The sequence below is a fragment of the Neobacillus vireti genome (genome assembly GCF_001026695.1).
GTDB lineage: Bacteria > Bacillota > Bacilli > Bacillales > Cytobacillaceae > Neobacillus > Neobacillus vireti.
In genome coordinates this window covers 302,502-327,504 of sequence record NZ_LDNB01000017.1, presented here as the reverse complement: position 1 = coordinate 327,504, position 25,003 = coordinate 302,502, and the positions used below count along the sequence as shown (strand labels likewise).

Sequence of the window (25,003 nt, the reverse complement as noted above, 5' to 3'; positions counted from 1 at the left end):
GATTTTTTGTCCATTATGATAAACATACTAAAGAAGTGCCCCTTAGCAGATCCAGCAGGGACACTTCCTTTTCATAAAAATTTATCTGGAATTTTCAACCAGTCAATATACTGCTTAAATAACAACAACGCCGACACAGTTATAGCAGTTATAGTAGCCGCCATAATAACCACCATAGCATCCGCCACATCCGCCAAAACCAAAGCCGAAACAGCCAAAACCTCCACAGCGGAAACCTCCACAGCGAAAGCCGCCGCAACGAAAGCCACCGCCGCCGCAGCGAAAGCCACCGCCGCCACAACGAAAGCCGCCATGCAGGCGCGGATCTAGGTTCTGTAGATCCATTGGAACTAACTCACCAGTTTGATAAGGATCGATTCCTAATCCTTGCAGCTCATTTTGAAAATTGTACATTTTTTCCTCCCCTTTGTATCTAATCAGATGAAAACTAATTAGAGAGTTGAAAAGTAAATTATCAGTTTAGTATTAATTAAAACATCAGCTACGCTTTGTACTCTCTTCAACAAATTATGATTCCTTTTAGGTTGCTGTTACTAAATCAAGAGCCTATTTTAGAAGGAATAAAGGGGTGACCACTTACATGGCCACCCCCTCATCAACCGTGCATGACCTATTAAGGCATACGGCTTACCAACATGTTACATTACATTCTTTATTTACCCTCCGCACAGTTTATTTTACGAACCCTGTTGGGGTGTGAAATACTTCTTCTTTTATCTTATGACGAAAGTCCTTCCACATGGAAATAAAACAATGTTTTCCAGTTTTTTCTCGAAACTTTAACCAATTAAATAAAACCGAAACCGATGCCAAAACAGCCAAATCCACCGAAACAGCCGCCGCAACCGAAACCACAGCCGCCACAACCAAAGCAGCCACCACAACGGAAGCCACCGCAACGGAAACCGCCACAGCGTCCCCAAACACGTGTATCCTGGATCTGTTGACCAAATGGAACTACTTGACCAGTTAGATAAGGATCCATTCCCAACCCTTGCAGCTCATTATGAAAATTATGCATATTTTCCTCCCCTTTGTATTTAATAACATGAAACCTAGGTAGAGAGTTATAAAGTAAATTATCAGGTTTGAAGAAATTTAAACATCTCATTCGCCGTGTACTCTCTTCAACAAATTATGATTCCTTTTAGGTTGCTGTTACTAAATAAAGCGCCTATTTTACGTTGAAGGATTTATTAATGATTTAAAATATTCCTAAAAAAATTAACACTTCTCTGTTAAAACAAAGAAACCCTCCGGAGTAAATGACCGGAGGGTTGATTTTATTTTCCACAACACTTCTTATATTTCTTCATGCTTCCACAAGGACATGGATCATTTCTGCCAACTCTTTTGTTTTTAACTGTTTTTAATGGTTGCAATTCGTTTTTCTCTAAAGCAGATAATTCAGAGGCAGTATGGCCTTTTAGCAACCACTTTCTAGTATTATTCATGAGATTAACGACCATTACCATACAATCTTGTATTGTATGAAAATCATTTAATTCTAGCCTACTTTGTAAAAATTGAAGGATATCACTCGAATTTTCTCCAATTTGTGCAGCATATAAGCATTCTTCTACAATACCATCCGCCTCGTTCCTGCTAATGGTATAATTTTGGGTAATAAAATTTACAAACTGTTTATAGCTTTCGTTTCGTTCAACATAACCAGGTTCACCTGCAGTTAGCAATTGCTCCTTAGAAAAAGGATAAAATGCCACACCCATTCGTTTCTGCTGCTCCTGTTTCACTTTTTCCGGATCAAATACTCTCGCATTAGAGAACCCATATTGATCAATTCGAATTTCTCGATAATAGATTGCAGCAGCATCTATCACCGATAGGTATTCTGATACATTTAAAGGTTCCTTTAGATAATTTTCTAGCAACTTTACTAATTCTGTCATACTTAAGGAACCATAATAATAAAGGAGACCTTGAGTAAGTTTAATCCAATTCGTATTTCGTTGAACAATTGATAATATCGATACGTTTGTAACAAGATTGGCCGATTGTTCCACAATTTCCTCTGGCATTACTACTACCTTATTTCCTTCAAGCGTCCCTGAGAAGAGTAAACCTTGAGAACGGAAGAATTCAATTTGAAAATCGTCTAAAGTTGGAGCGGTAATATATCCGCCTTGTTTGCCAATTTTCATTATTAAGTTGAAACGATCCTTATCAAATGACAAATAGCTCTTTTCTATCAAGACAGGAATTTTTTCTTGCAGAAGCAAGATTAATTCCGCTTTTTTTAGGCTACTAGCGTTTTTTATTTCTAACCTTCTACGAATCGCATTCAATTCGTCTCTCGTTAGATTATGAAGACCATCAGCAAGTGAAAAAGGAAGGGAAATTTCATTCCAGTTTTTTTTATCCCTTTTTTCCTTAGCTTTCGTTGTTGTTTCTTTTAGCTTTTCTATAGCAAAAAGCACCTTTCCATTTGCATCTCTTTCTATATCCTTCATTGCAAAATCACCTCAAATAATCCAAACCTGTTTAAATAGTTTCGAAAAAAATACTACTTATTATATCATACGAACGAATAGACAGATAGATTGTTGATTTCGAAACTTTTTTCGAATAATAAACTTACCTTGTTTATAACAAAAAAACTAGTCTTTCATACACGAAAAATTATTCTAATATATCATTAATAAAGTGTTATTTCGTGATTTTTAGCATTTTCCCTCTAAATAAGTATACTAATATACTAATTGCAAGAAAAGATTTGGCCACCTTGAAAATTTTTCATTGAAAGCTAAATGCGTCTGAGAGCGAATCTCAAACGATGCTAAAAGGCGTATTAATGTTTTATTTTTCAAGTTGTTGAATTCTCTGTATAACCAATTATGGTATGATAAAATCAGCTAACCATTTTAGGAGTGAAAACATGAGTGTCCATAAAGATTTAATTAAACATGCCGCGAATCAAAATAAATGCTACCAAGAGTTCCAGGCTCTGGATCAACTGCGTGAAAGCTATATTGAAGAAGCCGTTGAATTATGTAAACAAGGCTACCCCTTCTCGACCGAAAAAATAAATGAAGTAACCAATAGGATGAATAAGATAAACTTACGATTTGTTCCGGAACGGAAAATTGTAACGGTTGAAATGGTTCAAGAATATGTGAACTCATTTACAAAATAATGAAACAGGTGGTGGCGGCTACGATTTCCTTAACCAAAAGACGACGAGAATTTTTAGACCAGATTTGGTATCAATATCAGAATACCAATCTTCCTGTCCATTATTCGGAAGTGGCCGAAGCGATTGGTGTGAGTAAATGGACTGCCTATGATGTATTAAAAAGCCTTGAAGGCCAAGGACTATTAAAAAGAACTTATAATGCCAATGAAAATGAAACAGGCCGCTCCGTTGTCGTCTTCTCACCTACAGATTTGGCAGGTCATCTGTTCCAAAAAGAAAGAAGAGGAATTTCAAATACAGATGAATGGGAAATGATTCTTAACGAGGTAACAGACTTAATTAAAAGCCACCAAGATCTCCCGTTGATGGATGCAATCAATACTATTTTGGAGTTAATGAAAACCGTTGATGTTAAGCTGAAATTCTGCGCCTACTTCCTTTGCGTGCTCATTTTATTTTTGAATAGCCTCGGGGATGCTATAAAGGATTTAACTGTTAATGTTGTGAATTCATCACAGGAATCAAAAATCCAGCTGTCGGTATTTGTTGGTGCTGTTGTCGGAATGATTATTCAGTCTGTGGGTGAGGAATTAAGCCCTGAAATGATCACGTTGGTAAAGCAGTTTTTTGATAATGTCAATCAACTAGATTCAGTTGAATTGGACCTATTAATCGAGTTCATTAAACAAAGTTAACAATGCTTAGCCAGCCTTAAATATAGGTGGGTGGCTTTTTTTCTATTACAGATTTATTTTTCTGAATATTAATTATATTCATAATATTTTTCTTGACATATCTAAATTAAATGCGCTATAAAAGTATTATAGATTTTTGGGCTTTTGGGTTCAATTCCCCTCTTTTTGGGTCTTTTGGGTATCCTGTTGTAAGTTTTTAAACTTCGTAGACTGCAATATAAGCTACAATCATTTTTAATAAAAAGTGAGGTTATGTTATGTATAAGGTGTATTGCAGGTCTTTTCAAGGAGTGATGAAAATAGCTTCCACCTTCATGCCTTGGCGGGAACCTGAGCTCTTAGTGGGAGAAAATAGTTTAAAAGAATTGCCGAAACTTATAAAACGGAATAATATTGAAACCGTTTTAATCGTGACCGACCAAGGAATTGTATCAGTTGGACTAATGGACAATTTTCTGAATGACTTGCGAGCTGAAGGAATCGACTATTTCATTTATGACAAAACCGTCCCAAATCCAACAATTGATAATATTGAGGATGCCTTTCGAATGTATATGGCATATAATTGTAACGGGATTGTCGCCTTCGGCGGTGGATCGCCAATGGATTGCGCCAAGGGTGTCGGTGCCCGGGCAGCAAGACCAAATAAAAGCATTCCTCAAATGAAAGGTGTATTAAAGGTGTTGAAAAAAATGCCTCCTTTGTTTGCGATTCCCACCACAGCCGGTACAGGCAGTGAAGCAACCTTAGCCGCGGTTGTTTCTAATCGCGAGACACATGAAAAATATGCCATAATGGACACATCACTTATTCCACATTATGCTGTTCTAGATCCATCACTTATCGTTAAACTTCCCCCCCATATTACGGCAGCAACCGGAATTGATGCCTTAACACATGCAGTTGAAGCATATATCGGCAAAAGTAACACGAAGGAAACCACCAAGTACAGTTTAGATGCGGTGAAATTAATCTTTGAAAATCTCTATGAGTCCTATACAAACGGGTCGAACATCCAAGCACGCACGAATATGCAGAAAGCTGCCTATTTAGCGGGAATGGCGTTCACACGGGCCTATGTTGGTTATGTCCATGCCATTGCCCATACGCTTGGTGGATTTTATTCTGTTCCACATGGTCTGGCAAATGCGATTATTCTCCCCTATGTCTTGGAGTATTACGGTGAGTCCGTTCACAAACCTTTAGCCGAGCTTGCAGAACTTGTTGGTATTGGTGATTCCACGGATACCACTGAGCAAAAGGCAGTAAAGTTTATCGAAGCGATAAAGATGCTTAATGATAGTATGGCGATTCCGAAAAAAGTAAGTGGGATTGTTGATACCGATATACCAATAATGGTTGAACGTGCATTCAAAGAAGCGAACCCATTATATCCTGTACCAAGGATTTTAAATAAGGATGATTTATTTACTCTTTACCAATTAATAAAAGAATAACGGGGATCTAAGGTGGTTAATGAAATGGAAAATTACAATTCCATAATTGCTAAGCAAAAGGATTTTTTTCGATCTGAAGTGACCAAAGATGTTTCATATCGACTCGAAGCACTTCACAAATTGAGAAACGGTATTAAAAATAATGAGCAAGTGCTAATGGATGCCTTGAGGGCGGATTTAAATAAATCTGAATTTGATGCGTATACCTCTGAAATCGGTTTTGTACTAGAGGAATTACGATTTACGCTTAAACACTTACGTTCTTGGGTAAAACCAAAAAAGGTTAAAACACCGCTAACGCATATTGGCTCCCGCAGCTACATTTATTCGGAACCATACGGGGTTGCGCTCATCATCGCACCCTGGAATTATCCCTTTCAGTTGGCGATTGCCCCGTTGATTGGTGCCATTGCCGCTGGAAACTGTGCAGTTATCAAGCCTTCAGAATTAACGCCGAAAACATCTGAAATACTAGGGAAAATCATTAGTGATTTATACCCCGAGGAGTACATTTCCGTTGTCCAAGGAGGCGTAGAAACAAGCCAAGCACTCCTGAATGAAAAATTTGATTATATCTTCTTTACCGGAAGCGTCCCTGTTGGAAAGGTCATTATGGAGGCCGCAGCAAAAAATTTAACTCCAGTGACATTAGAATTAGGCGGAAAAAGTCCTTGTATCGTCCATAAAGATGCCAATCTAAAGCTGGCAGCCAAACGAATTGCCTGGGGGAAGTTCACCAATGCTGGACAAACCTGTATTGCCCCAGATTATTTGTATCTTCATAAAAGCATTAAGGATCAATTCCTCCAACAATTTAAGGAGACAACGATTGAATTGTATGGGGAGCATCCGTTAAACAATGTTAATTTCACCAGAATCGTGAGTGGTCGACACTTTCAGCGATTGTGCTCCTTCTTGGACAATGGGGAACTTTTTATGGGAGGCAGCGCTAATCAAGAAAAGTTATCAATTGAGCCGACAGTCCTAACACATGTCACGTGGGAGGATCCGATTATGCAGGACGAGATCTTCGGGCCGATTCTGCCTGTTCTTGAATATGATGAACTCTCAGAGGTACTTGAAGGAATTCACCGTCATCCGAAACCGCTCGCACTCTATATTTTCACAGAAAATAATGCGATACAAAAGGAAGTATTAAATGGCATCTCTTTTGGCGGCGGTTGTGTGAATGACACGGTTTATCATTTTGCCTCCCCTTATCTTCCTTTTGGCGGTGTTGGGAACAGCGGGATTGGCGCCTATCACGGAAAAGGCAACTATGATACTTTCTCCCATCAAAAAAGCGTTCTCAAACAAACGACCTTATTTGATATCCCGTTCCGTTACCCAGATGTGAAGAACGGACTGAAAAAAATTAAGCTTTTCATGAAGTAATCAAAGTCCATTAAAAAAAGATAATTTAGCAAGACCGAAATAATAAAAAGCTATAAGAATAAAGGAGAAAACATATTAGATATGTATAAAATATTTTCTCCTTTTTTTAATAATCAAAGCTCACGTCTGTTGAAGAATATTAATTGCCTAATTAAAACAAAAGAATTCGTTTTTATAAGTGCATTTCTTCAAAATCAACATACCTAAACTATGATTTTATAAAACTTTCGACAAAACTGTACCATAGGGGGCTTTATCCATATTCTTTATATTTTAATCAAAACTTTCCCTTCATAATTACGGCTTTCAATTAATTTATGAGCTTTGGCAGCATCTTTTAAATCGAATACTTGAGCAACGGGAATAGAAACTTTTTTTGAAGCAAATAGCTCTAGAACTTTTGCTGCAACAGATGCTAAGCGTGATCGATTATGCTTTCGGGTTGTTCCTAAGCTAAAACCTTTAATATTCCTACAACTACTATGTACATCGCTTGTTTTAATCGTACCTGCCTTGCCACTACTACTGCCAAATTGAACAAGTGTACCATATAACGCTAAACAATCTAAGCTCCTACTAGTAACTTCCCCAGCAACTGAATCGAAGATTACATTGGCGCCCTGATAGTTTAGGAGGTTTATTTCGTTCTCAGTTGTTTTATCATAAGTAAGATTAATTTTTATCTTGAATCTTCATTGCAAGTGTATTAATTTTTTCTTCTAATAAATTTGTAAAATGGTCCCGTTGTTCTTTTAAATTAGAAATATGTATTGGTTCACCAAATATTAGATATGCTTCCCTCTTAATAAATAATTCTTTAAAACTATTAGGTCCTACATATGCCGCGGGTATGATAGGTACTCTTGACCGCTGAGCAATTGTAATTGCTCCTTGTTTTAAGGCATTTTGCTCTTCAATTCTAGTTCCGCTAGGAAAAATACCTACAACTTCCCCTTGGGACAGCAACCGATATGGAATTTTTAAAACACTCGGGCCGGGATTATCCCGGTCAACAGGAAAGGCATTAAGTTTTCTCAAAAACCATCCTATCAACCTATTAGAAAAGAGTTGCTTCTTTGCCATGTAATGAATTTTGGTTGGTAATAAAGTGATTCCCAAATACAAGACATCAATCCAACCTGTATGTGTACAAGCAATAACAAAAGCCCCCTCTTTAGGGATATTATGTTTGTCATAAACATGAAGTTTTCCAAAGACACGCAAAGTAATCTTCAAAAAATAGGCAACAAATTGATACAAGATTTCTTCCTCCATTCACCTTACACATACGATTAGTTATCATGTAGAAAAGAAAAATGATGGTTCCATATTGGATATATTTCAGTCCAAATAACATTTCAATAACATAGATAGCAAGGTAAACTAATATTCTTAATTGATGAGCATCTTATATCACGATGCCCCTATTTTTATTAGTTATTTAGATTCCAAGTTAGGATAAGACCTAAATGTGTAAGTCCTCCTCCAAAACCATATAATAACAAAGTATCTCCATTGCGAACTTTTCCATCTTCTATTCCCAGATTTAATGATAATGGAATCGAAGCAGATGAGGTATTTCCAAAGTACTTCATACTAGTCAATGTTTTTTCTATGGGAAATCCGGATTTTTCACATATTGATTCAATCATCCTTAGATTAGCACTATGTGGTATAAACCAATTGATCTCCTCTTCGGTTAGACCTGTCTTGATCAATAACTGTTGTATTCCTAATGGCAAAGTACGAGACGCCCATTTATATACTTCCCTACCATTCTGAACCATTTTTCCAGTTGAGTTTAAAGGGTTACCATCCATAGTAGCTGCAAAGGTTGTTCTATAAACATTAATGCCTCCTTCACCATTAGTTCCCATATGACTAGCAAGGAAACTAGGATTTTCTTTATCATATTCGACGAGCACAGCACCAGCACCGTCCCCAAATAGAATACAGGTAGTTCGATCTTTATAGTCAGTTACTTTTGATAATGTCTCAGTTGCAACAACTAGAATCTTTTTATGTGCTTCGGATGTAATTAAGTTGTTAGCTAAATGTAGAGCATAAGTAAATCCTGCACAAGTAGCATTTAAATCAAAAGCTCCTGTACTAGGGATATTGAAATGATTCTGAATTTGGCATGCTACACTTGGAAATGCATAGTCAGAAGTTGTAGTTGTTACTATAATACAATCAACATCGTCTAAATCTTTCTTATATTTTTTTATTAAATTCTCAATAGCATGATAAGCTAAATTAGAAGCATACTCTTTCCCGCCAGCAATTCTCCTTTCCTTTATACCAGTTCTCTGAACAATCCATTCATCATTAGTATCCACCATCTTTTCTAAGTCTTCATTTAATAATTTCTTTTCAGGCACATAGGTACCAATAGCTGTAATACGGGCTTTAGATTTAATCATAAGACTATACCTCACTTTTCTATTTATTATAATTTTAATACCTGGTATTAGTACCTAGTATAAATTTTGATGAAAAAAAAGTAAAGTGAAACGACATTTTGTAGATCCATCTTTATTTATTTTTTGAATGTCTTTAATGTAAATTACTATCTGTAGAGACATCAGGATATATTTATTCAACAATATGGCCTACAAAAAAAGACCCGCCTTTTTATATGCGTGCCTTGATTTCTATTAGGTTTTAGATTATATAATTTTCAATTTATATACCCTGTTTCATTTTAGTGTAGTTAAAAAATTTTGGTTAACCTTTTTTTGAGTATAGTTAATTTCATTAAAGATTTTCTAATATATTCCCATTCCGGGATTCTTCGTTAAAGGTCAAAACCTCATCGACTGGCTGGTAGGATTCCCCATAAAAATGTTGGTCCTTATAGGTGTGAATCAAATCATAGGTTTTTTTCATGGCTTTAAATATCATTTCTTCCGATTCATTATGTGGTGCCCAATAAAGGATTTCCATCTTATTAATCTCATTTGTCGCAAGTGATCTTCTCTCGTACCCGATAGATTCCGCATGCTCAAAGCCTTCGCGTTTATAATAACGGAGCCTTTTTTCTGTATCACTGTCCTTATAATTAACTGGTTCTACTTCAAGGATGATCGGTTTTCCCTTGCTTTTCATTTTTTCCATTAGTTTGTGACCAAGCCCCTGGCCGCGGGCATTCTTCGAAACGAATAGATAATCGATAAAAACAAAATTGTCGAGCTCCGCATACATTAAAACATGATTGGGCCCTTCATCTTTATGATAGATTTCAGAACGCTCTTTAAGCAAAGTTTCCATATGCTCTCTTGATTTCATTTCTTCAACCGGAAAATATTGATTTAACTTTTCATACCAATGCATAAACATACTCCTTTATTTCATGTTAATTTTCATAATGGAAGTATGTGTTATTATTTAGATTTAATACGGATTACCTATCACTTGGAATATTTGTACTCAGAAAATTTACGAGGGTTGATTCTCAAAATATTATTTAAAAAAACACGTCTGAGATAAAATCAAACGTGTATATCTTTATTTATATTCGATTATGGTCTGCTCGCCAATTTTGAATCGCTTTCTTAATTTCATTCGGTTTTAAATTTTCCTCTGCTGCCCGCTTACTTAACTCAGGAAATTCCTTGTCACTTGCAAAACGTAACGCTACCACTTGCGCGAAACTGAGTTTAGGATCCAATAACTCACCTGTTAATACATAGTAACGAAGGTTCTCTTCCGCACGAATTGCCCGATCTTGGGCCTTTAATGGATATAACCGTAAAAGTACTGCGATGATTACAATGATTATCATCATCAGAAAAAGGATTATCGATAGAAGTATGTTCTCCTCCTGAATGATGGAACGAACCATATAGACAATAGTAGTTACTAACGTTCCTAATAATAATAACTGCAAAACATAATGATAAATCGGATGCACTCGAACATGTGATTGATAATCTTGTTTCCTCATTTTCCTCCTCCTCATCCTATTCCCATTTAAACACATAGCTGGCAATGATAAATGCGCCAACAAGCCAACCGCCTAAGATTAGTGCCTCTGTCCCTAAGCTCAGAAACGAAGCACCAACATTCATCGTTTCTCGTAATGCGTGGCTAAGATGGGCAATCGGTAAAATCTGAACAATTGGCTGCAGAAATTCCGGCATATTTTTAATCGGGAAAAACACGCCTCCCAAAAATAGCATCGGAAAGGACAGAAATCCGGCAATTGGCCCTGCACTTTCTGGTGTTTTAGCGATGCCTGCAATAATAAATCCAATCGCCATAAAAGCCAGTGTCCCTAAGATGACAAAACTGATTAATGTAAACCACGACCCGCGGACTTCAACACCAAAAATCAAATTGCCTACTCCTAGAACAATAAGCGCTTGCAGCCCATTCAATACAAGGCGGGCAGTAATTTGCGCCGCAATAAAAGTAGATGCCTTTAAAGTGGTTCCTTGCATTCTTCTTAAAATTCCCCGCTCTCTCCAGGCAGCAATTTGACCAGCAACACCATTCAAGTTGTTACTCATAATCATCATCGCGACAATCCCTGGCACTAAAAAATCAATATACTTAATATTTAGCGTTTCGACCCCTTTCATATCCATTGCAACTACAGGATGATAATCCAGGATGCCTTTACTAATTCCATCAACAATATTACTTACTACCTGAAGACCGACTTGTGATACGGCTATGTTCGTTTCATTGAAGTAAACAGGAAGTAAGTAGGGGGCATTTTTTGCTGGTGGACTATTTAAGCTTGTATCGTATCCTTTGGGGATGACGACAACTAGCTGTAAATCATCTTTTTTCAATTTGTTTAAAGCTGTACTTTCGCCCTTTTCAATTTGGACAGTTAATGCTTTGTTATCAATTAGTGTGGTTATTAATATCTTTGATTGAAACGATTAGTCTTGGTCTACAACACCAATTGTTAAAGAAATTCCATTACCATTTGCTAAAAATGAACCCATGATCACCATGAGGAAAAGCGGAAAAGCCAGCGTCCAAAACAAGACCTGACGATTCCGAAGGAAAATCCGCAGCTGCGATAAAGTTAGTTGCCAGTAAGCTCTCATCCTTCTCTTAAACTCCTTCCGGTCATATGTAAAAACACATCTTCTAATGTAGCTGTTCTTGTTTGCAAATCTGTTAATTTAAGTTGTTTATCCGAAGCTATCTGAATCAAACTTGTTAAGGTGAGTTGAAGATCATCTGTATATAGAACAAAAACATCCTTATGATTCCCAACCTTTGTTACACCTTCGATTTCATGTAACTCCACTTCAGCGGATTCATTTTCAAACCGAAACTCCACCGCACTATCTGACTGTAGGTTTTTTACAAGCTGGGACGGTGTGTCTAACGCAATAAGCTCGCCTTGGTTCATGATCGCAATTCGGTCACATAATACATGTGCCTCATCCATGTAATGGGTGGTAAGGACAATGGTTTTCCCTTTCTTTTTTAATAGGAGGATAATATCCCAAAGTGTTCTTCGTGCCTGTGGGTCAAGCCCTGTTGTTGGCTCATCTAAGAAGATGATCCATGGGTCATGAACAAGTGCCAGGGCAATGGCCAGTCTCTGTTTCTGTCCTCCTGATAGACTTTTAATCCGACTTTTCCTTTTCTCGGCTAGCAGCATCTCCTCAATTAATGTAGGAATGGAAACCTGTTTCGGATAAAAGCTTGCGTATAAATGTAAGATTTCTTCAACTGTAAGCAGTTCAAAGAGTGACGTCGATTGTAATTGAACACCGATGACCTCTTTTACCTTTTTTAATTCTTTTTTGATGTCAAATCCACCAACGATCGCTGTCCCTTGATCGGGTTTTCTAAGCCCGACCAACATTTCTAACGTTGTGGTTTTTCCCGCACCATTTGGACCGAGAAGACCGAAAACTTCTCCTTTTTGAACCTGAAATTCGACTCCCTTTACTGCTGTGAAATCGCCATATGTTTTCACTAGATTGATTACTTGAATGATTTCTTCTTGAGAACCCATTTTTCACACTCCAATTATTAAGCATACATGCTGCACTGTTCGTTTAATCATCATTCTTGATAATTTGTGGTCACTTGTTCTTGTTAAAAACAACTCTAAATACCAATATTCTACAAAAAATAGTTTATTCCTCTAAAAGTAAAAACAAATACCAGTTCGGTAACTTAGCAAATATTTTGAATTACTGGAAATAAAAAAGAAACCATCTTAGTTATCTCCTTTTTGACAATGGATGACCAAGATGGTTCGTTTAATTAGCTTTTTTGCAGTTTTTTTCGAATCAAGATTACTGAGATTCCCCCGCAAAGGACAATAATCGCCGCTAAAATATAGATTGGCTTAAGTACGGAGCTGCTTTCTTCAGGAGCCCCGCCGTCCCGTAACAGTTCGTTACTATTTGCGGTCATAATTACAGCTTGCTGTCCGCCATCTACAACGGTTACATTTTTCTCTCCAAAAAACTCAATTATATATTGGATTGTTTCTTCGTTATAAGGCTGCACGCCAATTTCAATGGTATTTTCTAGTGGTGCGGTGTGCGTAACCGTAATGCCTTTTTCAGCTAACTCCTCTTTTTTATCTTCAAAAATAATTTTATCGACCTCTTTTTGTTTCTCAAGCATAGCCGCATTTGGCTCAGCAGCAAATGTTGTTAAGGTTGTCATAAATGGAACGCAAAGCCCCAATATAAATGCCATCAGCATTTTAAGTTTCATTTTATGTTCCTCCCAATTTATTATTTAAATGATTTCGCAATTTTTACGGCTTCTTCAGTAGGGATAGCCCCTATTATCATGTAATGGATATCATTCAGATACCAATGAAGCTCAGTATCCGTATTCTCGTCCACCGGTATCAGATACCCCTTGGTCCCGTTAATATCTAGCTCTTCAAATCGATGTGGTATGTCCTCCAACATGTTTCTTTCGATGATCACTAAATATGATTGATCTTCATGGAAATAAGTGAAAACAAGCTTATTGATCTGCTCCTTACTGCTGCCATAACCATAAATGCCATCCAATTTATATTGATCCGGGGTATAGGTCGGTAACAGAACATCAGTCCCGAAAACTTGTCTTGCTTCGTTCTCACTGTTCAAAGCCCATGACTTTCTCACAAGTGGATCAGTGGAGTTATTGCCCTCACTTCGAAAAAGGGTGGGGTTATCCAATGTTGTCTTTGGCTGGGCCTGATTTGAATTATCTTCTCTTAATAACCAACTAGAAAAGAAGACTAGGCAAACAGCCGCAGTGACCAACATGGTGCTGTAAACTCTTCTTTTCCGAAAAAATGCTAACCAGGTTGGTCCATTTCCCTTTTGATAATCTACGGTTAATTTTTCCCTCACTTCGTCTTGAAGCCGTGAATGGAAATCCAGCGATTCAAACAATGTCTGATCTAGTTCTTCCGATAACACTTTCTTTATGTCTTTTTTCGGATCAGTCATTTACTGAAACCCCTCCTTTTCCAGTAGTCCTCCCAATAATTTTCTCGCACGATGGAGTCTCCCGCGAATGGTACCTTCTGGATCGCCGGTCGCTTTTGCAATTTCTAACGTATTAAAATCCAAGTAATAGAATAAATAGAGTACCTCTTGATAATGTAGAGGCAATGTTAAAACATGCTTTAAAATCTCGGTCCTGTTCATCCGTTTGATAACTTCTTCCTCAAGGTTTCTCGTAATGGGTTCATTTATGAAAATAGGATCGGATGGAATCTCTGCGGATCTCTTTAATCGTAAATGGTCTCGACAGCGATTAATCGTTATTTTAATCAGCCACGTTTTCACACTGCTGTCGCCACGGAATTTCGTCCAGTTTCGATAAGCGAGCATAAAAACCTCTTGACTAATATCTTCAGCAAGATGACGATCACCTAAGTAAAAATAGGCTGTCCGCAACACAAGTGTACCGTATTGATTCATCATATCTTCAATCGCGGCAGAAGGATCTTTAGAGAAGTTTAGGTTGTTATCTTTGTGGGAAGGCCTTCCCATTTGACCACCTCCACCATAATAGACGGGTAGTAAAAGATTTGCGCTACACTCTTTGAAAAAAAAAAAAGACCGAATCAACATTTGTTGAATCGGTCACGAATTTTGAAGATTATTATTTTACTTTACTCATGTTTTTTCCAATTATTCATCCTGTTCAGGGTAGAAGTATTCATAGGTTAGTTCATTACCATTTAAAGTGATGGTAACTTCATTCTGGAAGACTACTGAAACAAAGGTGGTTGATAATCCTTTTCCGGATTTCTTCTGCCAACTGACATCCTGGAGAATTTTTTCTACATATTGATGATAGGCCTTATTGGATGCACCTTCCCAACGATATACTTCGTAATTACTAGATGTATCAGAAACTGGTTCTAAGTCAACTGGGTAAATCATCCTTTCGTAGCCATAGGTCACGTAAAGCGGTTCATTATGATGATAAGATTTTTTCCCTTTAAGCTCTAATGTTGTCATAGCTTTAAAAATGTTTGCGTACTCAAGCTTTGGATAATCAAACGTAAACTGTAGCCATTTTTCCGCTGTCAAAGGTATAAAGAAGTAATACCTGATGGCGACGTCCTGCATTTTTACGTGCTCAATATACATATTGGTTTTATAAGGAAAATGTTCAAGTTCTTTGTTAACAAACATCGATTTAGATGCGATTGTTGCGTTCTTTTCTGTTTCGGTCAATTCTTGTACGGTTCCAAACGGAATCGGATTATTCTTGTAATAAAGCTCTAATTGCCCGCCTATTTTTTTACTTGTGACATCCTCAAGATTCCAGCTGAATAATTGATCATCAACTGTGAAATAGTCAGCATTATTTAGCTTAGGGCTCTTCTCCAACAACATGAACAGAAATCCTCCAAAAATCACAACAAGCAATGAGGCGGCGACGATGCTTTTCCAATGCAGGAATTTAAATGGACGAGCTTTAGAGGGGGCTTGTGCGATTGATTGTCTAATTCTTCTTCTGATTACATCTTTTTGCTTGTCTGTTGACCCAACTTGCTTTAGCAGCTCCCATTGATCATTAAATTGGTTGTTCGCCACGGGTTTCCCCTCCTTTTTCGTTCATTTTCCTAAGAGATTGCATTGCCCTTGATAATGTTTTTCTAACTTTTGCTTCTGACCAATCGAGAATCTCCGCTGCTTCTTTTGTTGAACACTCTTCAATCTTGAGTAACGTAATCACGAGACGATAATTTGGTTTCAGTGATTGTATATATTGCATTTGCTGGAGTATTATCTCCCGATTCTCGATTAACTGTTCAACATTAATCGAGGAAGGTATTTCATGAGAAAAGCCAATCACGTTAAAAAGCCTTTTTCGTTTTCGTTTGCGAATTTCATCAAGGACCAAATATCTCGCAATTCCAAACAGCCATGTTTTCGCAGCTGAGCGGTTTTCAAATCGCTCAAGTCCTGTGAATGCCCGCAAAAAAGTGTCGTGAACCAAATCCTCGCATGATTGCTTATCACCAATCATAAATAAAATAAACCGATAAATATGATCATAATACTGTTCATACCAGTCCATCACAAGCTCTTCTTTGTCCTTACTCAAGCCCCCATCACCTTCTTTTTTTCTTTCTTACTCATAAGTCGTCATGAAGCAAAAAATGTGACACTTTTTTAAAATGGTATGTTGTTTTTATTTTTCATAGTGCCCGTCCGTGACTTTTTTTCCTGTCCTCGGGCAGTATGAACCTCTTATAGTGCCCGTTCATGTCTTTTTTTCCTGTCCACGGGCAGTATGAACCTTCCATTTTGCCCGTTCATGTCTTTTTTTCCTGTCCTCGGGCAGTATGAACCTCCCATTTTGCCCGTTCGTGTCATTTTTCTCTGTCCACGGGCAGTATGAACCTCCCATTTTGCCCGTTCGTGTCATTTTTCTCTGTCCACGGGCAGTATGAACCTCTTATAGTGCCCGCTCGTGACTTTTTTCCCTGTCCGCGGGCAGTATGAACCTCTTATAGTGCCAGTTCGTAACTTTTTTCCCTGTCCACGGGCACTATGAACCTATCATAAAAAATAGACCGCCAAGAATGGCAGTCTATCGTTACATGTCAAATTCCCATTCATCTCTAAGATTTAAATAGAGTACAAGCAGTATGTTTTCCAAATCCTGTTCGTTTTTCCCAAGCACATCTTGTCCAATTTTCGGTAGCAGAATCTCGGAAATCTGTCTTGTGAGTTGATTCTTCTCCACCAATGGTAATTGTGTAAAACGACCGGCGTATGTATTCATTAGCTTCCAATCTCTCGCCGTAAAAGCCTTTATCGTCCATTCATCGATGATAAGATCATCCTTTGAAATCGCTCTGCTCGCGATTTCTTTTTCAATCGGAGTTAGTTTCTTTTTCCGTTTCGCCTTTCGCTCATGGACCACAATCGTTCCAGCGACAAGATCCCCCAGCCGCTTATGCTTCGAATGAAAAAATACCATGATAATCCCTAGAAAATAAGCTGTCGGCAACGTATCAATAATCCGTAACAGATTGCGGATAAAGCTTGATAGCAAGGTAATACTGTGACCATTTTCTTGGATGACTCTAATACCTATCAGCTTCTTGCCAATCGTTCTTCCGCCTGAAAAAAATTCAAATGCAAAAAAATATCCCCAATTAATGATAAACAAGGCAATAATCGTAATAGCTATAGGAAGAGTGTCCTCAAAGAAATAAAACGGCAGTGGTGACATTCCGTCCATAATCAGAAAGACAACAATGAGTGCCAGAATGTTAACAACGTTTAAAAGAATCTGATCAATGATAAAGGCTGCTGCTCTGCTGCCTAAACCAGCGACTTGAAATTGAAGCGAGACGTATTCCGGTGTTTTAATCTCCATTTGTCCTTGGTTCATAAGGTTTCCCCCATTCTCTATGGTGATTTTATCTAAAGCTGTTTCTATTTTTCTCTGAAATTATTATAATAAGAAGAATAGTAAAAAAATACATAATCGCGTAATGATAACAAGAGGTGTCAGAATGAATGTAAAGCAATTTGTAAAACTGCATCGTGAAGAATGGAAAGAGCTTGAACAGCTGGTGACCGCTTTAGGGAAGCGGCGAAATACGGTAACCGGGGCCAATATTACTCTCTTTCATCGACTCTATCAAAAGGCAGCCCAGAATCTTTCCTATAGTCAGACCTATTTTCCCACAGATGAAGTAACACACTATTTGAACGGTCTTGTTTCTAAATCACATAACTTGATGTACAAAGATCAAGTTTCAAGCCTAAAACAAATTCGTTATTTTTTCAGCACAAAATTTATTGGTTTATTATTAGAGCAGTGGAAATTTGTCTTGATCGCGCTGATTTTGTTTATCATTGGTGCCTTAGGGAGCTTTCTTTCAGTCATGAATGACCCGCTCCATATTTATTCGATTCTTCCGGCGGATATGGCTCAAGGCGTGAACCCTGAGCAGCTGGGAAGCCATGATGGAGCGGTTGACTCCTCCTTGATGTCTGCAAGTATTATGACGAACAACATCAAGGTTGCAATATTAGCCTTTGCCGGCGGGATAACATTTGGCCTATTGACCGTCTACTTAATGGTTTATAACGGAATTCTTATTGGTGCACTCGCTGCCCTATTTTGGCATCACGGCAAGTCCTATGATTTTTGGGCCTATATTGTCCCGCATGGGATGATTGAGCTGACAGCGATTTTCATTGCCGGCGGCGCCGGGCTGTTAATGGGCTACCAGCTCTTTGTTCCGGGACAATTTTCCAGAGGCTATCAGCTAAAGCGGCAAGCGAAACGGTCCGTGCAGCTCCTGCTGGGGACGATTCCCTTATTTGTTATTGCCGGCGTGATTGAAGGTTTTATCACACCGGCCGCCATCTCATTAGAAGCAAAGTATATTGTTGCCATATTAACGGTAATTGGTTTAATCCTTTATGTTGTCATTGGACGGCTAAGACTTCTGAAAACTACAAAAGGTTTTGATTCATAATCTCGATATAATGGGAAACGGCCGCAATCGCCAATTTCTCCTCCCGGGCCTCTATTAATTGGAGGCCCTGTTTTTCCCATTTTATTTTTTCCCGTTTCTTAATAACAATTTGCTGCTGGGCGATACTTTTCAGCATGGCTGCCTGCACGTCAATCGGCTCCGCTTTTGTTCTTTTTATTAGAGTCTGATCCTCAATCCCAATCATCAAAAATAGATGCCGCTGTCTTAGCCGCTTAAAAAAGATTAGCGCACTTTCCTCATGAAGAAACGTCCTTACGTCGCTGAATAATAACAGCAGACTTCGCTTCTTTTGCATCATTTCTAAATATTGCAGGACTGCTCCATAATTAGACTCGGCTGCATCCACCTGGAGATGATAAATCGCTTGGAGAATCGTCTGCAAATGGGCCATCCCTTTCGCTGGTGGAACAAAGACTTTTATTTCCTTCGAAAAAGCAAGAACAGAAACATAATCGCCTTTTTGCAGCGCCGCCACTGTTACGGTCAGCGCCGCTTCTAAAGCTCTCTCTAAGCGATTCCCTTTTGTCAATTCCGCCCCCATCATTCTCCCGCAATCAATTAAGATGGTAATATATTTCCCGTGCTCTGGCTCATACTCATTAGTCATCACTTCTTGGAGTTTCGCCGTTTGCCGCCAGTTGATTTTACGCGGATCGTCACCAACTACATAACTTCTAATCTTTGCAAAATCACCAACTCCACTACGCTGTCTGCGAATGTTCAGTCCTTCGTAAACGAGAAATTTTTGTGCATTTTCGAGATATTGTTTGGTTTCTGTTAAATCCGGCAGGACTTTTATAGAATCCTCTAATTCGACAGTCGTTTGCTTTTCCCATAAACCAAGGAAACTGGTATAGCGAAAATAAAGTTTGTTAATTTCATATTTACCTCTAACCAAGGCAGTCGTATCATAGGTTATCATTGTTGTGGATTCCTTTTGGGCCACGCCTGATACAGGGAATGGGAGTTCAAATGTCTGTGGCAATCCATCAATCAAACGGAAGGAACAAGCATGCTGGGAGTGATTGCTTACCTCCAGCTCCACCTGATAGGGTATCCCTCGTTCCAGCTCTGAGGGCAGAAAACGTTTAAAGCTAAGCTCCTTTTTCTTCGGTGAAAACAGTAAATCACCTAGACTGACAAAAAAAACAATCAAATTGACGGTGATGACGAATCCCCATGAAACCTCCCGAAAAGCTGTACCAATCACTAATCCAAGCGACAATACAATTACAGCCATCATAAACCGTTTAGTTGGTAAAACTCCTCTATCTTGGAACAGGAACCGACCCCACAAGTTCTTCAATGATCTGGTCAACGGTAGATCCCTCCAATTCTACATGCGGGGATAACTGAATTCGGTGTCTTAAAGCCGGTTTCGCGACCATTTTGATATCATCCGGTGTTACATAGTTCCGGCCTTTCATGTATGCCCACGCTTGCGCCGCTTTTCCAATCGATATTCCTGCTCTTGTACTTGCACCAAAGCGAATCGCTTCTGATTCCCGCGTTTTCCTGACAATTTGCATCGTATAATCGATTACATTTTCTCCCACCGTCACTCTTTCTATCTCTCTTCTAATCGATAAAAAACTGTCTAAATCAAGAATGGCAGAAACAATCTTTGCGTCAAAACTGTTTTCAATGACTTGCCTTAAGACATTTTTCTCTTCCTCAAAGGAGGGGAAATCAATGAGCAGCTTAAAAAGAAAACGATCCTGTTGAGCTTCCGGCAGCGGATAGGTTCCTTCAAATTCAATCGGGTTTTGGGTCGCTACTACAAAAAACACCTCTGGTAATGGATAGGTTTCACCTTGGATTGTGACTTGTTTTTCTTCCATTGCCTCAAGTAAAGCTGCCTGTGTCTTTGCCGGTGTCCGGTTGATTTCATCCGCTAAAAGAATATTCGTGAAAATCGGACCTTTTAAGGTTTGAAAGCTGCTTTCCTTCATATTGTAAATCGTGCTTCCGGTAATATCACTTGGAAGCAGGTCGGGGGTAAATTGGATACGATTAAAATCACCGCCAAGCAGACTGGCCAGAGTTCGTACCATTTGTGTTTTTCCGGTGCCTGGCACCCCTTCGAGCAGGACATGCCCCCCAGACAAAATCGCCGATAGCAAGAGCCTGAGATTTAGACTTTGCCCTAAAATCCGCTGCTCATATTTTTCTAAAAAGGCTGTTAATTCTTTGTTCATCCTTCCTCCACCTCTTTCCGTAATTGCTCAAGACTCCTTGACCAAAGCAAATATTCCTGTTTACTAACTTTTTCTTTTTCAAGTATATTGGTCAACCCAATTAAAAATGGGCGAATTTCATTTTCCTGCATCCCAATGTGTTGTCGCACTAAAAAACTAGACAGATCCTTCCATTCAATCCGATATGGAATTCGCCAACGCTCTTGTAATAATAATTTAAGATAGTCAGCCTGAATCAATAAGGAATCGTGGTACCGTCTGCCGCGGAGATACCAAGCCGTGATCGCCCGTATTCCTTCGTCACTAAAACGAACCGACTCTTCCCTTGGAACAAGCAGTGGTCCGAACCGCTTTCCTTTGAACCACAGCCACAGCATCATCAGCAGTATTCCTTGGAGAAGGAGCAGTAAAAACCACATCGGGTATACCGTCATAATTGATGAACCATTCTGACTGCCATGAATATATTCATCAAATAAAACAGTCCCTGTTTTTGCTTCATTGAACAAGTTGAGAACAAGTGCTAAATTGTCCTTCTTTAACAGGTTGTCATTTATCAGCCACTCTGGAGTAATCGCAACGATTAATTGTCCTTTGCCAACAGACCGTTTCAGTGCAATCGCACCGCCGCCAGCATCTTCAATACGAACCGCGTCATCCTTGTTTGTCACTATGCGGAAGGGAGAGTTTATTTCGGTCTTAAAGGTTCTCTGATTTTCCCCATACCATTTTACTTCATGATTGGGGGAAGGCTGCTTAGGAACCGTGTCCAAATCAAACATCCCTTTAGGATTGGTTTGGAATAAAAGAATCGTATTTCCGGCCTTCATAAAGTCCTGATAGGCCTCCATTTCTTCTGTTTCCGGAATAAAAGAAGGTTCAACCATCACCAGAAGTTTTTCTTCACCTTGTTTCGGAAGCTTCAGAGGTTCTGCTGTCCAGCTGTTAACACGAACTTCCTTTTGTAAATATGTATACAATGCCTTCAAACCGGTTGGAGAAGGAGAATTTGAGACATAATTGGGATATTGCTTTGGCTTTTGAGAGCTGACAAAAATACTAATCAGGATAAAAACGAGGAGCAGAACAGTCAACCAAATCCATCCCTGTCTCTTAGGTTTAAGGTTCTTCAAGTATTCTCCTCCGCCCTATCAAGTGTTTGCTCATATTCCTCAAGCATTCTTCCTACTTCCATTTGAAAAAGTTGATATTCTTTTTCTTGGACCTTCCGCTTACCATAGGTCACTTCATCAAATAATGCTGCAAGATCATTAAATTTCCCGGCCCATTGTTGATTGACTTTTCGCAGTTCCTCATAATACTCCCAATTGGTTTTCCAAATTCGTGCCTCAAGCCAATCCTTTTCGTGAAAATTAAGGAGGAGCGCTAAAAACAGGTGACGGGTAGCAAGCGTGTATTCTGCTAAACCCTCTTGTTTTTTAGCTTCCTGTAAATGCCTTTCGGACGACCAATTGATTTCGTTCATCGATTGAAGCGGCTTTTTGTTACGCAGCAGTTTATTTCGGTTGTGATTGCGGATCATAAAAATGGCTGCAAAGGCCAAAAAGAATACAACCACGACAATAATCACAATAAGAATGGGCCCAGAGGCACTGCCGGCAGATTCCATGGAAGGAAATAATTTCAGCAGCTGCTCGGCAATCCATTGTTTTGCTTTTTCCCATAAGGTTTCAATCAAGCCTTTGGATTCATTGTGATAAATCTGATATTCTTTTGTATTTAATATCTCTTTCAGTTCATCCCTTGCTTTATTAGCATCAAGCATAATCCTCACCTAACTTATTTAGGTATTTAGTTTAGATAGTTTTTGTGTTGTAATTCTCAATCATATCCTTTAAATCATCACCATCATGTCTCGTTTTTAAATCAAGATACATGACAGCATAGCCAACAGAGAAAATAATTGTCGTAATTAAGGTGGCGAGGTTTGAAATTAGTGATAACAACACACTATTACCTAAAGCGAGCCCAAACGTCATTTGAACTGCAAACTCAATAGCTGAAATTATTAAATAAAAGACGATATAAAGACCCATCAATGTCCAAGTACGTTTTCTGGAAAGTCTCCAGCTACGCTCTAATCCAGGTGAATCCTTGTCCAGCACGACAGAACCTAAGTAAAAGCTCCAGCGTGTTAATAACAGCCCGATTCCGACAGCAAAGCCTAAAAATAGCAGGATGGCCCCGAGAACGCCTAAAACGGGATTTGCCTGAAAACCAAAGATGGCCGTTACCGTAACGATGATAATCGGAATAAGGATAATCATAACCGTAATAATTCCGAATAAAATACTACTTCCGATTATTGGCCAAAATCGCGAAAACGCTTGTTTAATGACAGAACCTACGGTATATTCTTCGTTTTTCCGAATATTAGCAATGGCAAATAGGATCGCTGCTTGCGCCACCGGACCCAAAATCGCACCGATAAATCCAACAATTATGATTCCAATGTCAGCGCCCAAGCCGCTCGTATCAAGTGTTTCGGTTTCAGTAAAACCCGAAAGAATTTGTTCAAACCAAACATTCCCACTCCCAATCTCCCTAAAAAAACTAGTCCCGGAAATCAGCTGCATAATTGCTTGAAGCAAATAGACAGGTCCCATGAAAATAAGTATTATCAAGAAAAAATCTTTAAAGCGATTTTTAGTTAAACTAAAGGTATGGTCCAGTATTTCCCCAAAACCTTTTGGTTTGCTAAACTTTGTATCCATAACCGAAATCCTCCTAGAAACAATTGTAATAAAACATATTTTAACATTATTCTGATATTTATACCGTAGATAGTTTTAAAAAAATAGCGAATGTATTAGAAATGGAAGTGTTTAATTTCATTATTCCTTTTTGACTACTTCTTGCGGGTTCTCATAGACAAGCCAATCGGAACCTTTGATTTTGTTAGATGCATCAATGATTTTTTTCTTTACTCGCTCTTGTTCTGCACCAGTTAATTTTGTTGGCTGATAATTATTTCTAGAAGAAACAGATGAAATGGAAAATGGCACAACGTTGATTTCTTTTTTATCGATTAACACACCATTTTTCAAATGAAAGGTTTGTTGAAATACAAATGTATCCTTGTCCCTTGGGTTTCGATTTCCGCCAAACATAAAGTTGCCTAAACTATAGACAATAAATTTTCCATTATATTCTTCTATTCCCTGGACTACATGGGGATGATGGCCAAGAATTAGGTCTGCACCGCTATCGATTGTAAAGCGGGCTAGCGATTTTTGAGATTCATTCGGCACATACTGGCTCTCATTGCCCCAGTGATAGTGAATAAGAACAATCTGTACCCCTTGATTTCTTAGGTTTTTTATATCCTGTTCCACTTTTTGACGGATTTCTTTTGTATCTGACCAGCCTTCATATCCTAAGGCACCGACCTTAATCCCTTTGATGGTCGTAATATACTGCTGATCGTAGCCAAAATAGCCTATGTTTTGATTCTGCAAGGCGGCAATCGTGTCATTATAGCCCTTCTCCAGGTAATCATGGCTATGATTGTTTGCTAGATTAACAGCTTCAATGCCGCCTAATTCTAGAATTTTGGCGTACGATGGGTCACCCTTAAAGCGAAATGTCTTCTCAGCCTTTTGCGTAGCATTTGTGAGCGTGGTTTCTAAATTCACGGTCGTAAAATCGTCCTCTAAGAAAATATTCTCCAAGCCTTCAACGAAATAAGGCAGACCATTGGCAGACGCCGTCTTTACAAACGAATCACTATAGGTAAAACTTTCATCGGTTCCAAGTGTAAAATCCCCGGCTGCACTGATTTTGAAGGTCGTTTCAATATCTGGTTCCGGTTTGATTTCTGGTTTTTCTTCCACTGCGGCCTCTTGTTTCGGCTCCTCTTCCTTTTCTTTCTCTGTTATCTTTTCCCCCGTTTGAGAAACTTTACTAGAAACATGTTCTGACTTCAAATGGTTAGCGAAGAAAAAGCCACCGGCAAGAATCAAAATTACTGCAAGGATGGCGAACCGAACAGTCCCTTTCGATTGATGGCGTTCTTTTCTCGTCTTTTTTCCGCTGCTTTTCTTATTATTCATCTCTATTGATAGCCCCTTTATTTTTCTAACATT

General features: G+C 38.6%; 26 protein-coding genes and 1 pseudogene. 5 read left to right on the top strand and 22 right to left on the bottom strand.

The genetic code is table 11. From position 1 onward, the window contains the following. Window positions 1–114: 114 nt before the first annotated feature. From AA980_RS21735 to AA980_RS28185, 3 genes are all read right to left on the bottom strand, one after another. The gene (locus AA980_RS21735) at window positions 115–414 is read right to left on the bottom strand and encodes a heterocycloanthracin/sonorensin family bacteriocin (RefSeq protein ID WP_024030401.1); all 300 of its coding nucleotides are present in this window, start codon (window positions 412–414) and stop codon (window positions 115–117) included. 394 nt (window positions 415–808) lie between these two features. Continuing rightward, window positions 809–1,006: a hypothetical protein gene (locus tag AA980_RS28325; protein WP_407937478.1), complete on the bottom strand. Its 198-nt coding sequence runs from the start codon at window positions 1,004–1,006 to the stop codon at window positions 809–811. A 298-nt stretch (window positions 1,007–1,304) separates the two neighbouring features. Continuing rightward, complete coding sequence (locus AA980_RS28185) at window positions 1,305–2,492, bottom strand: SEC-C metal-binding domain-containing protein (RefSeq protein ID WP_024030403.1); 1,188 nt, start codon at window positions 2,490–2,492, stop codon at window positions 1,305–1,307. Between the two features lie 425 nt (window positions 2,493–2,917). Here AA980_RS28185 and AA980_RS21720 point away from each other — a divergent pair, with 425 nt between their 5' ends. From AA980_RS21720 to AA980_RS21705, 4 genes are all read left to right on the top strand, one after another. After that, complete coding sequence (locus AA980_RS21720; protein WP_024030404.1) at window positions 2,918–3,175, top strand: DUF2533 family protein; 258 nt, start codon at window positions 2,918–2,920, stop codon at window positions 3,173–3,175. An 11-nt stretch (window positions 3,176–3,186) separates the two neighbouring features. Beyond that, window positions 3,187–3,870 carry a helix-turn-helix domain-containing protein gene (locus AA980_RS21715; protein WP_235815181.1) on the top strand — a complete coding sequence of 228 codons (684 nt, stop codon included), beginning with the start codon at window positions 3,187–3,189 and terminating at the stop codon, window positions 3,868–3,870. A gap of 257 nt (window positions 3,871–4,127) precedes the next feature. Continuing rightward, entirely contained in the window at window positions 4,128–5,327 is a 1,200-nt protein-coding gene (locus AA980_RS21710) for an iron-containing alcohol dehydrogenase (RefSeq protein ID WP_034724837.1), read from the top strand. A 24-nt stretch (window positions 5,328–5,351) separates the two neighbouring features. Then, a complete protein-coding gene (locus tag AA980_RS21705; RefSeq protein WP_024030407.1) occupies window positions 5,352–6,722 on the top strand; it encodes an aldehyde dehydrogenase in 1,371 nt (456 codons plus the stop codon). A 266-nt stretch (window positions 6,723–6,988) separates the two neighbouring features. Here the strand turns inward: AA980_RS21705 and AA980_RS26605 are convergent, their stop codons facing one another. From AA980_RS26605 to AA980_RS21645, 13 genes and pseudogenes are all read right to left on the bottom strand, one after another. Then, window positions 6,989–7,363, bottom strand: coding sequence for a zinc-binding dehydrogenase (locus tag AA980_RS26605; protein WP_268926671.1), 375 nt, complete (start codon window positions 7,361–7,363; stop codon window positions 6,989–6,991). Between the two features lie 31 nt (window positions 7,364–7,394). Beyond that, a complete protein-coding gene (locus AA980_RS21700) occupies window positions 7,395–7,982 on the bottom strand; it encodes a lysophospholipid acyltransferase family protein (protein ID WP_024030408.1) in 588 nt (195 codons plus the stop codon). Window positions 7,983–8,155: 173 nt separating this feature from the next. Next, entirely contained in the window at window positions 8,156–9,142 is a 987-nt protein-coding gene (locus AA980_RS21695) for a ketoacyl-ACP synthase III (protein WP_034724848.1), read from the bottom strand. Between the two features lie 337 nt (window positions 9,143–9,479). Continuing rightward, window positions 9,480–10,055, bottom strand: a complete 576-nt coding sequence (locus tag AA980_RS21690) for a GNAT family N-acetyltransferase (protein WP_024030410.1) — start codon at window positions 10,053–10,055, stop codon at window positions 9,480–9,482. Between the two features lie 178 nt (window positions 10,056–10,233). After that, on the bottom strand, window positions 10,234–10,668 hold the full coding sequence (locus AA980_RS21685) for a DUF6526 family protein (RefSeq protein WP_024030411.1): 435 nt from the start codon (window positions 10,666–10,668) through the stop codon (window positions 10,234–10,236). Window positions 10,669–10,684: 16 nt separating this feature from the next. Further along, window positions 10,685–11,785, bottom strand: a pseudogene (locus AA980_RS21680) (ABC transporter permease). Then, window positions 11,782–12,711 carry an ABC transporter ATP-binding protein gene (locus AA980_RS21675; protein ID WP_024030412.1) on the bottom strand — a complete coding sequence of 310 codons (930 nt, stop codon included), beginning with the start codon at window positions 12,709–12,711 and terminating at the stop codon, window positions 11,782–11,784. The pseudogene AA980_RS21680 and the gene AA980_RS21675 overlap by 4 nt, the downstream one beginning before the upstream one ends. 254 nt (window positions 12,712–12,965) lie before the next feature. Beyond that, complete coding sequence (locus tag AA980_RS25935) at window positions 12,966–13,427, bottom strand: hypothetical protein (protein WP_024030413.1); 462 nt, start codon at window positions 13,425–13,427, stop codon at window positions 12,966–12,968. 20 nt (window positions 13,428–13,447) lie between these two features. Then, window positions 13,448–14,161, bottom strand: a complete 714-nt coding sequence (locus AA980_RS25930; RefSeq protein WP_024030414.1) for a DUF4367 domain-containing protein — start codon at window positions 14,159–14,161, stop codon at window positions 13,448–13,450. Next, complete coding sequence (locus tag AA980_RS21660; protein ID WP_024030415.1) at window positions 14,162–14,710, bottom strand: sigma-70 family RNA polymerase sigma factor; 549 nt, start codon at window positions 14,708–14,710, stop codon at window positions 14,162–14,164. It lies immediately after the preceding gene. A 141-nt stretch (window positions 14,711–14,851) separates the two neighbouring features. After that, the gene (locus AA980_RS21655) at window positions 14,852–15,766 is read right to left on the bottom strand and encodes a hypothetical protein (protein WP_024030416.1); all 915 of its coding nucleotides are present in this window, start codon (window positions 15,764–15,766) and stop codon (window positions 14,852–14,854) included. Beyond that, a complete protein-coding gene (locus AA980_RS21650; RefSeq protein ID WP_024030417.1) occupies window positions 15,747–16,280 on the bottom strand; it encodes an RNA polymerase sigma factor in 534 nt (177 codons plus the stop codon). Before AA980_RS21650 ends, AA980_RS21655 begins: the two co-directional genes overlap by 20 nt. Window positions 16,281–16,775: 495 nt before the next feature. Beyond that, window positions 16,776–17,579 (bottom strand): RDD family protein, encoded by an 804-nt coding sequence (locus AA980_RS21645; protein ID WP_024027980.1) that lies wholly within the window; start codon window positions 17,577–17,579, stop codon window positions 16,776–16,778. Between the two features lie 124 nt (window positions 17,580–17,703). Between AA980_RS21645 and AA980_RS21640 the strand changes: the two genes are divergently transcribed. After that, window positions 17,704–18,678 carry a stage II sporulation protein M gene (locus AA980_RS21640; RefSeq protein ID WP_024027981.1) on the top strand — a complete coding sequence of 325 codons (975 nt, stop codon included), beginning with the start codon at window positions 17,704–17,706 and terminating at the stop codon, window positions 18,676–18,678. Here the strand turns inward: AA980_RS21640 and AA980_RS21635 are convergent. From AA980_RS21635 to AA980_RS21610, 6 genes are all read right to left on the bottom strand, one after another. Next, window positions 18,656–20,017, bottom strand: coding sequence for a DUF58 domain-containing protein (locus AA980_RS21635; protein WP_034723826.1), 1,362 nt, complete (start codon window positions 20,015–20,017; stop codon window positions 18,656–18,658). The two genes, AA980_RS21640 and AA980_RS21635, sit on opposite strands and share 23 nt — an antisense overlap. Further along, entirely contained in the window at window positions 19,968–20,897 is a 930-nt protein-coding gene (locus AA980_RS21630; protein WP_024027983.1) for an AAA family ATPase, read from the bottom strand. Before AA980_RS21630 ends, AA980_RS21635 begins: the two co-directional genes overlap by 50 nt. After that, window positions 20,894–22,030 (bottom strand): DUF4350 domain-containing protein, encoded by a 1,137-nt coding sequence (locus AA980_RS21625; protein ID WP_024027984.1) that lies wholly within the window; start codon window positions 22,028–22,030, stop codon window positions 20,894–20,896. Before AA980_RS21625 ends, AA980_RS21630 begins: the two co-directional genes overlap by 4 nt. Then, a complete protein-coding gene (locus tag AA980_RS21620) occupies window positions 22,027–22,683 on the bottom strand; it encodes a DUF4129 domain-containing protein (RefSeq protein ID WP_024027985.1) in 657 nt (218 codons plus the stop codon). Before AA980_RS21620 ends, AA980_RS21625 begins: the two co-directional genes overlap by 4 nt. A 31-nt stretch (window positions 22,684–22,714) precedes the next feature. Continuing rightward, a complete protein-coding gene (locus tag AA980_RS21615) occupies window positions 22,715–23,632 on the bottom strand; it encodes a hypothetical protein (protein ID WP_024027986.1) in 918 nt (305 codons plus the stop codon). A gap of 120 nt (window positions 23,633–23,752) precedes the next feature. Further along, window positions 23,753–24,970 (bottom strand): CapA family protein, encoded by a 1,218-nt coding sequence (locus tag AA980_RS21610; protein ID WP_024027987.1) that lies wholly within the window; start codon window positions 24,968–24,970, stop codon window positions 23,753–23,755. Window positions 24,971–25,003: the final 33 nt, after the last annotated feature.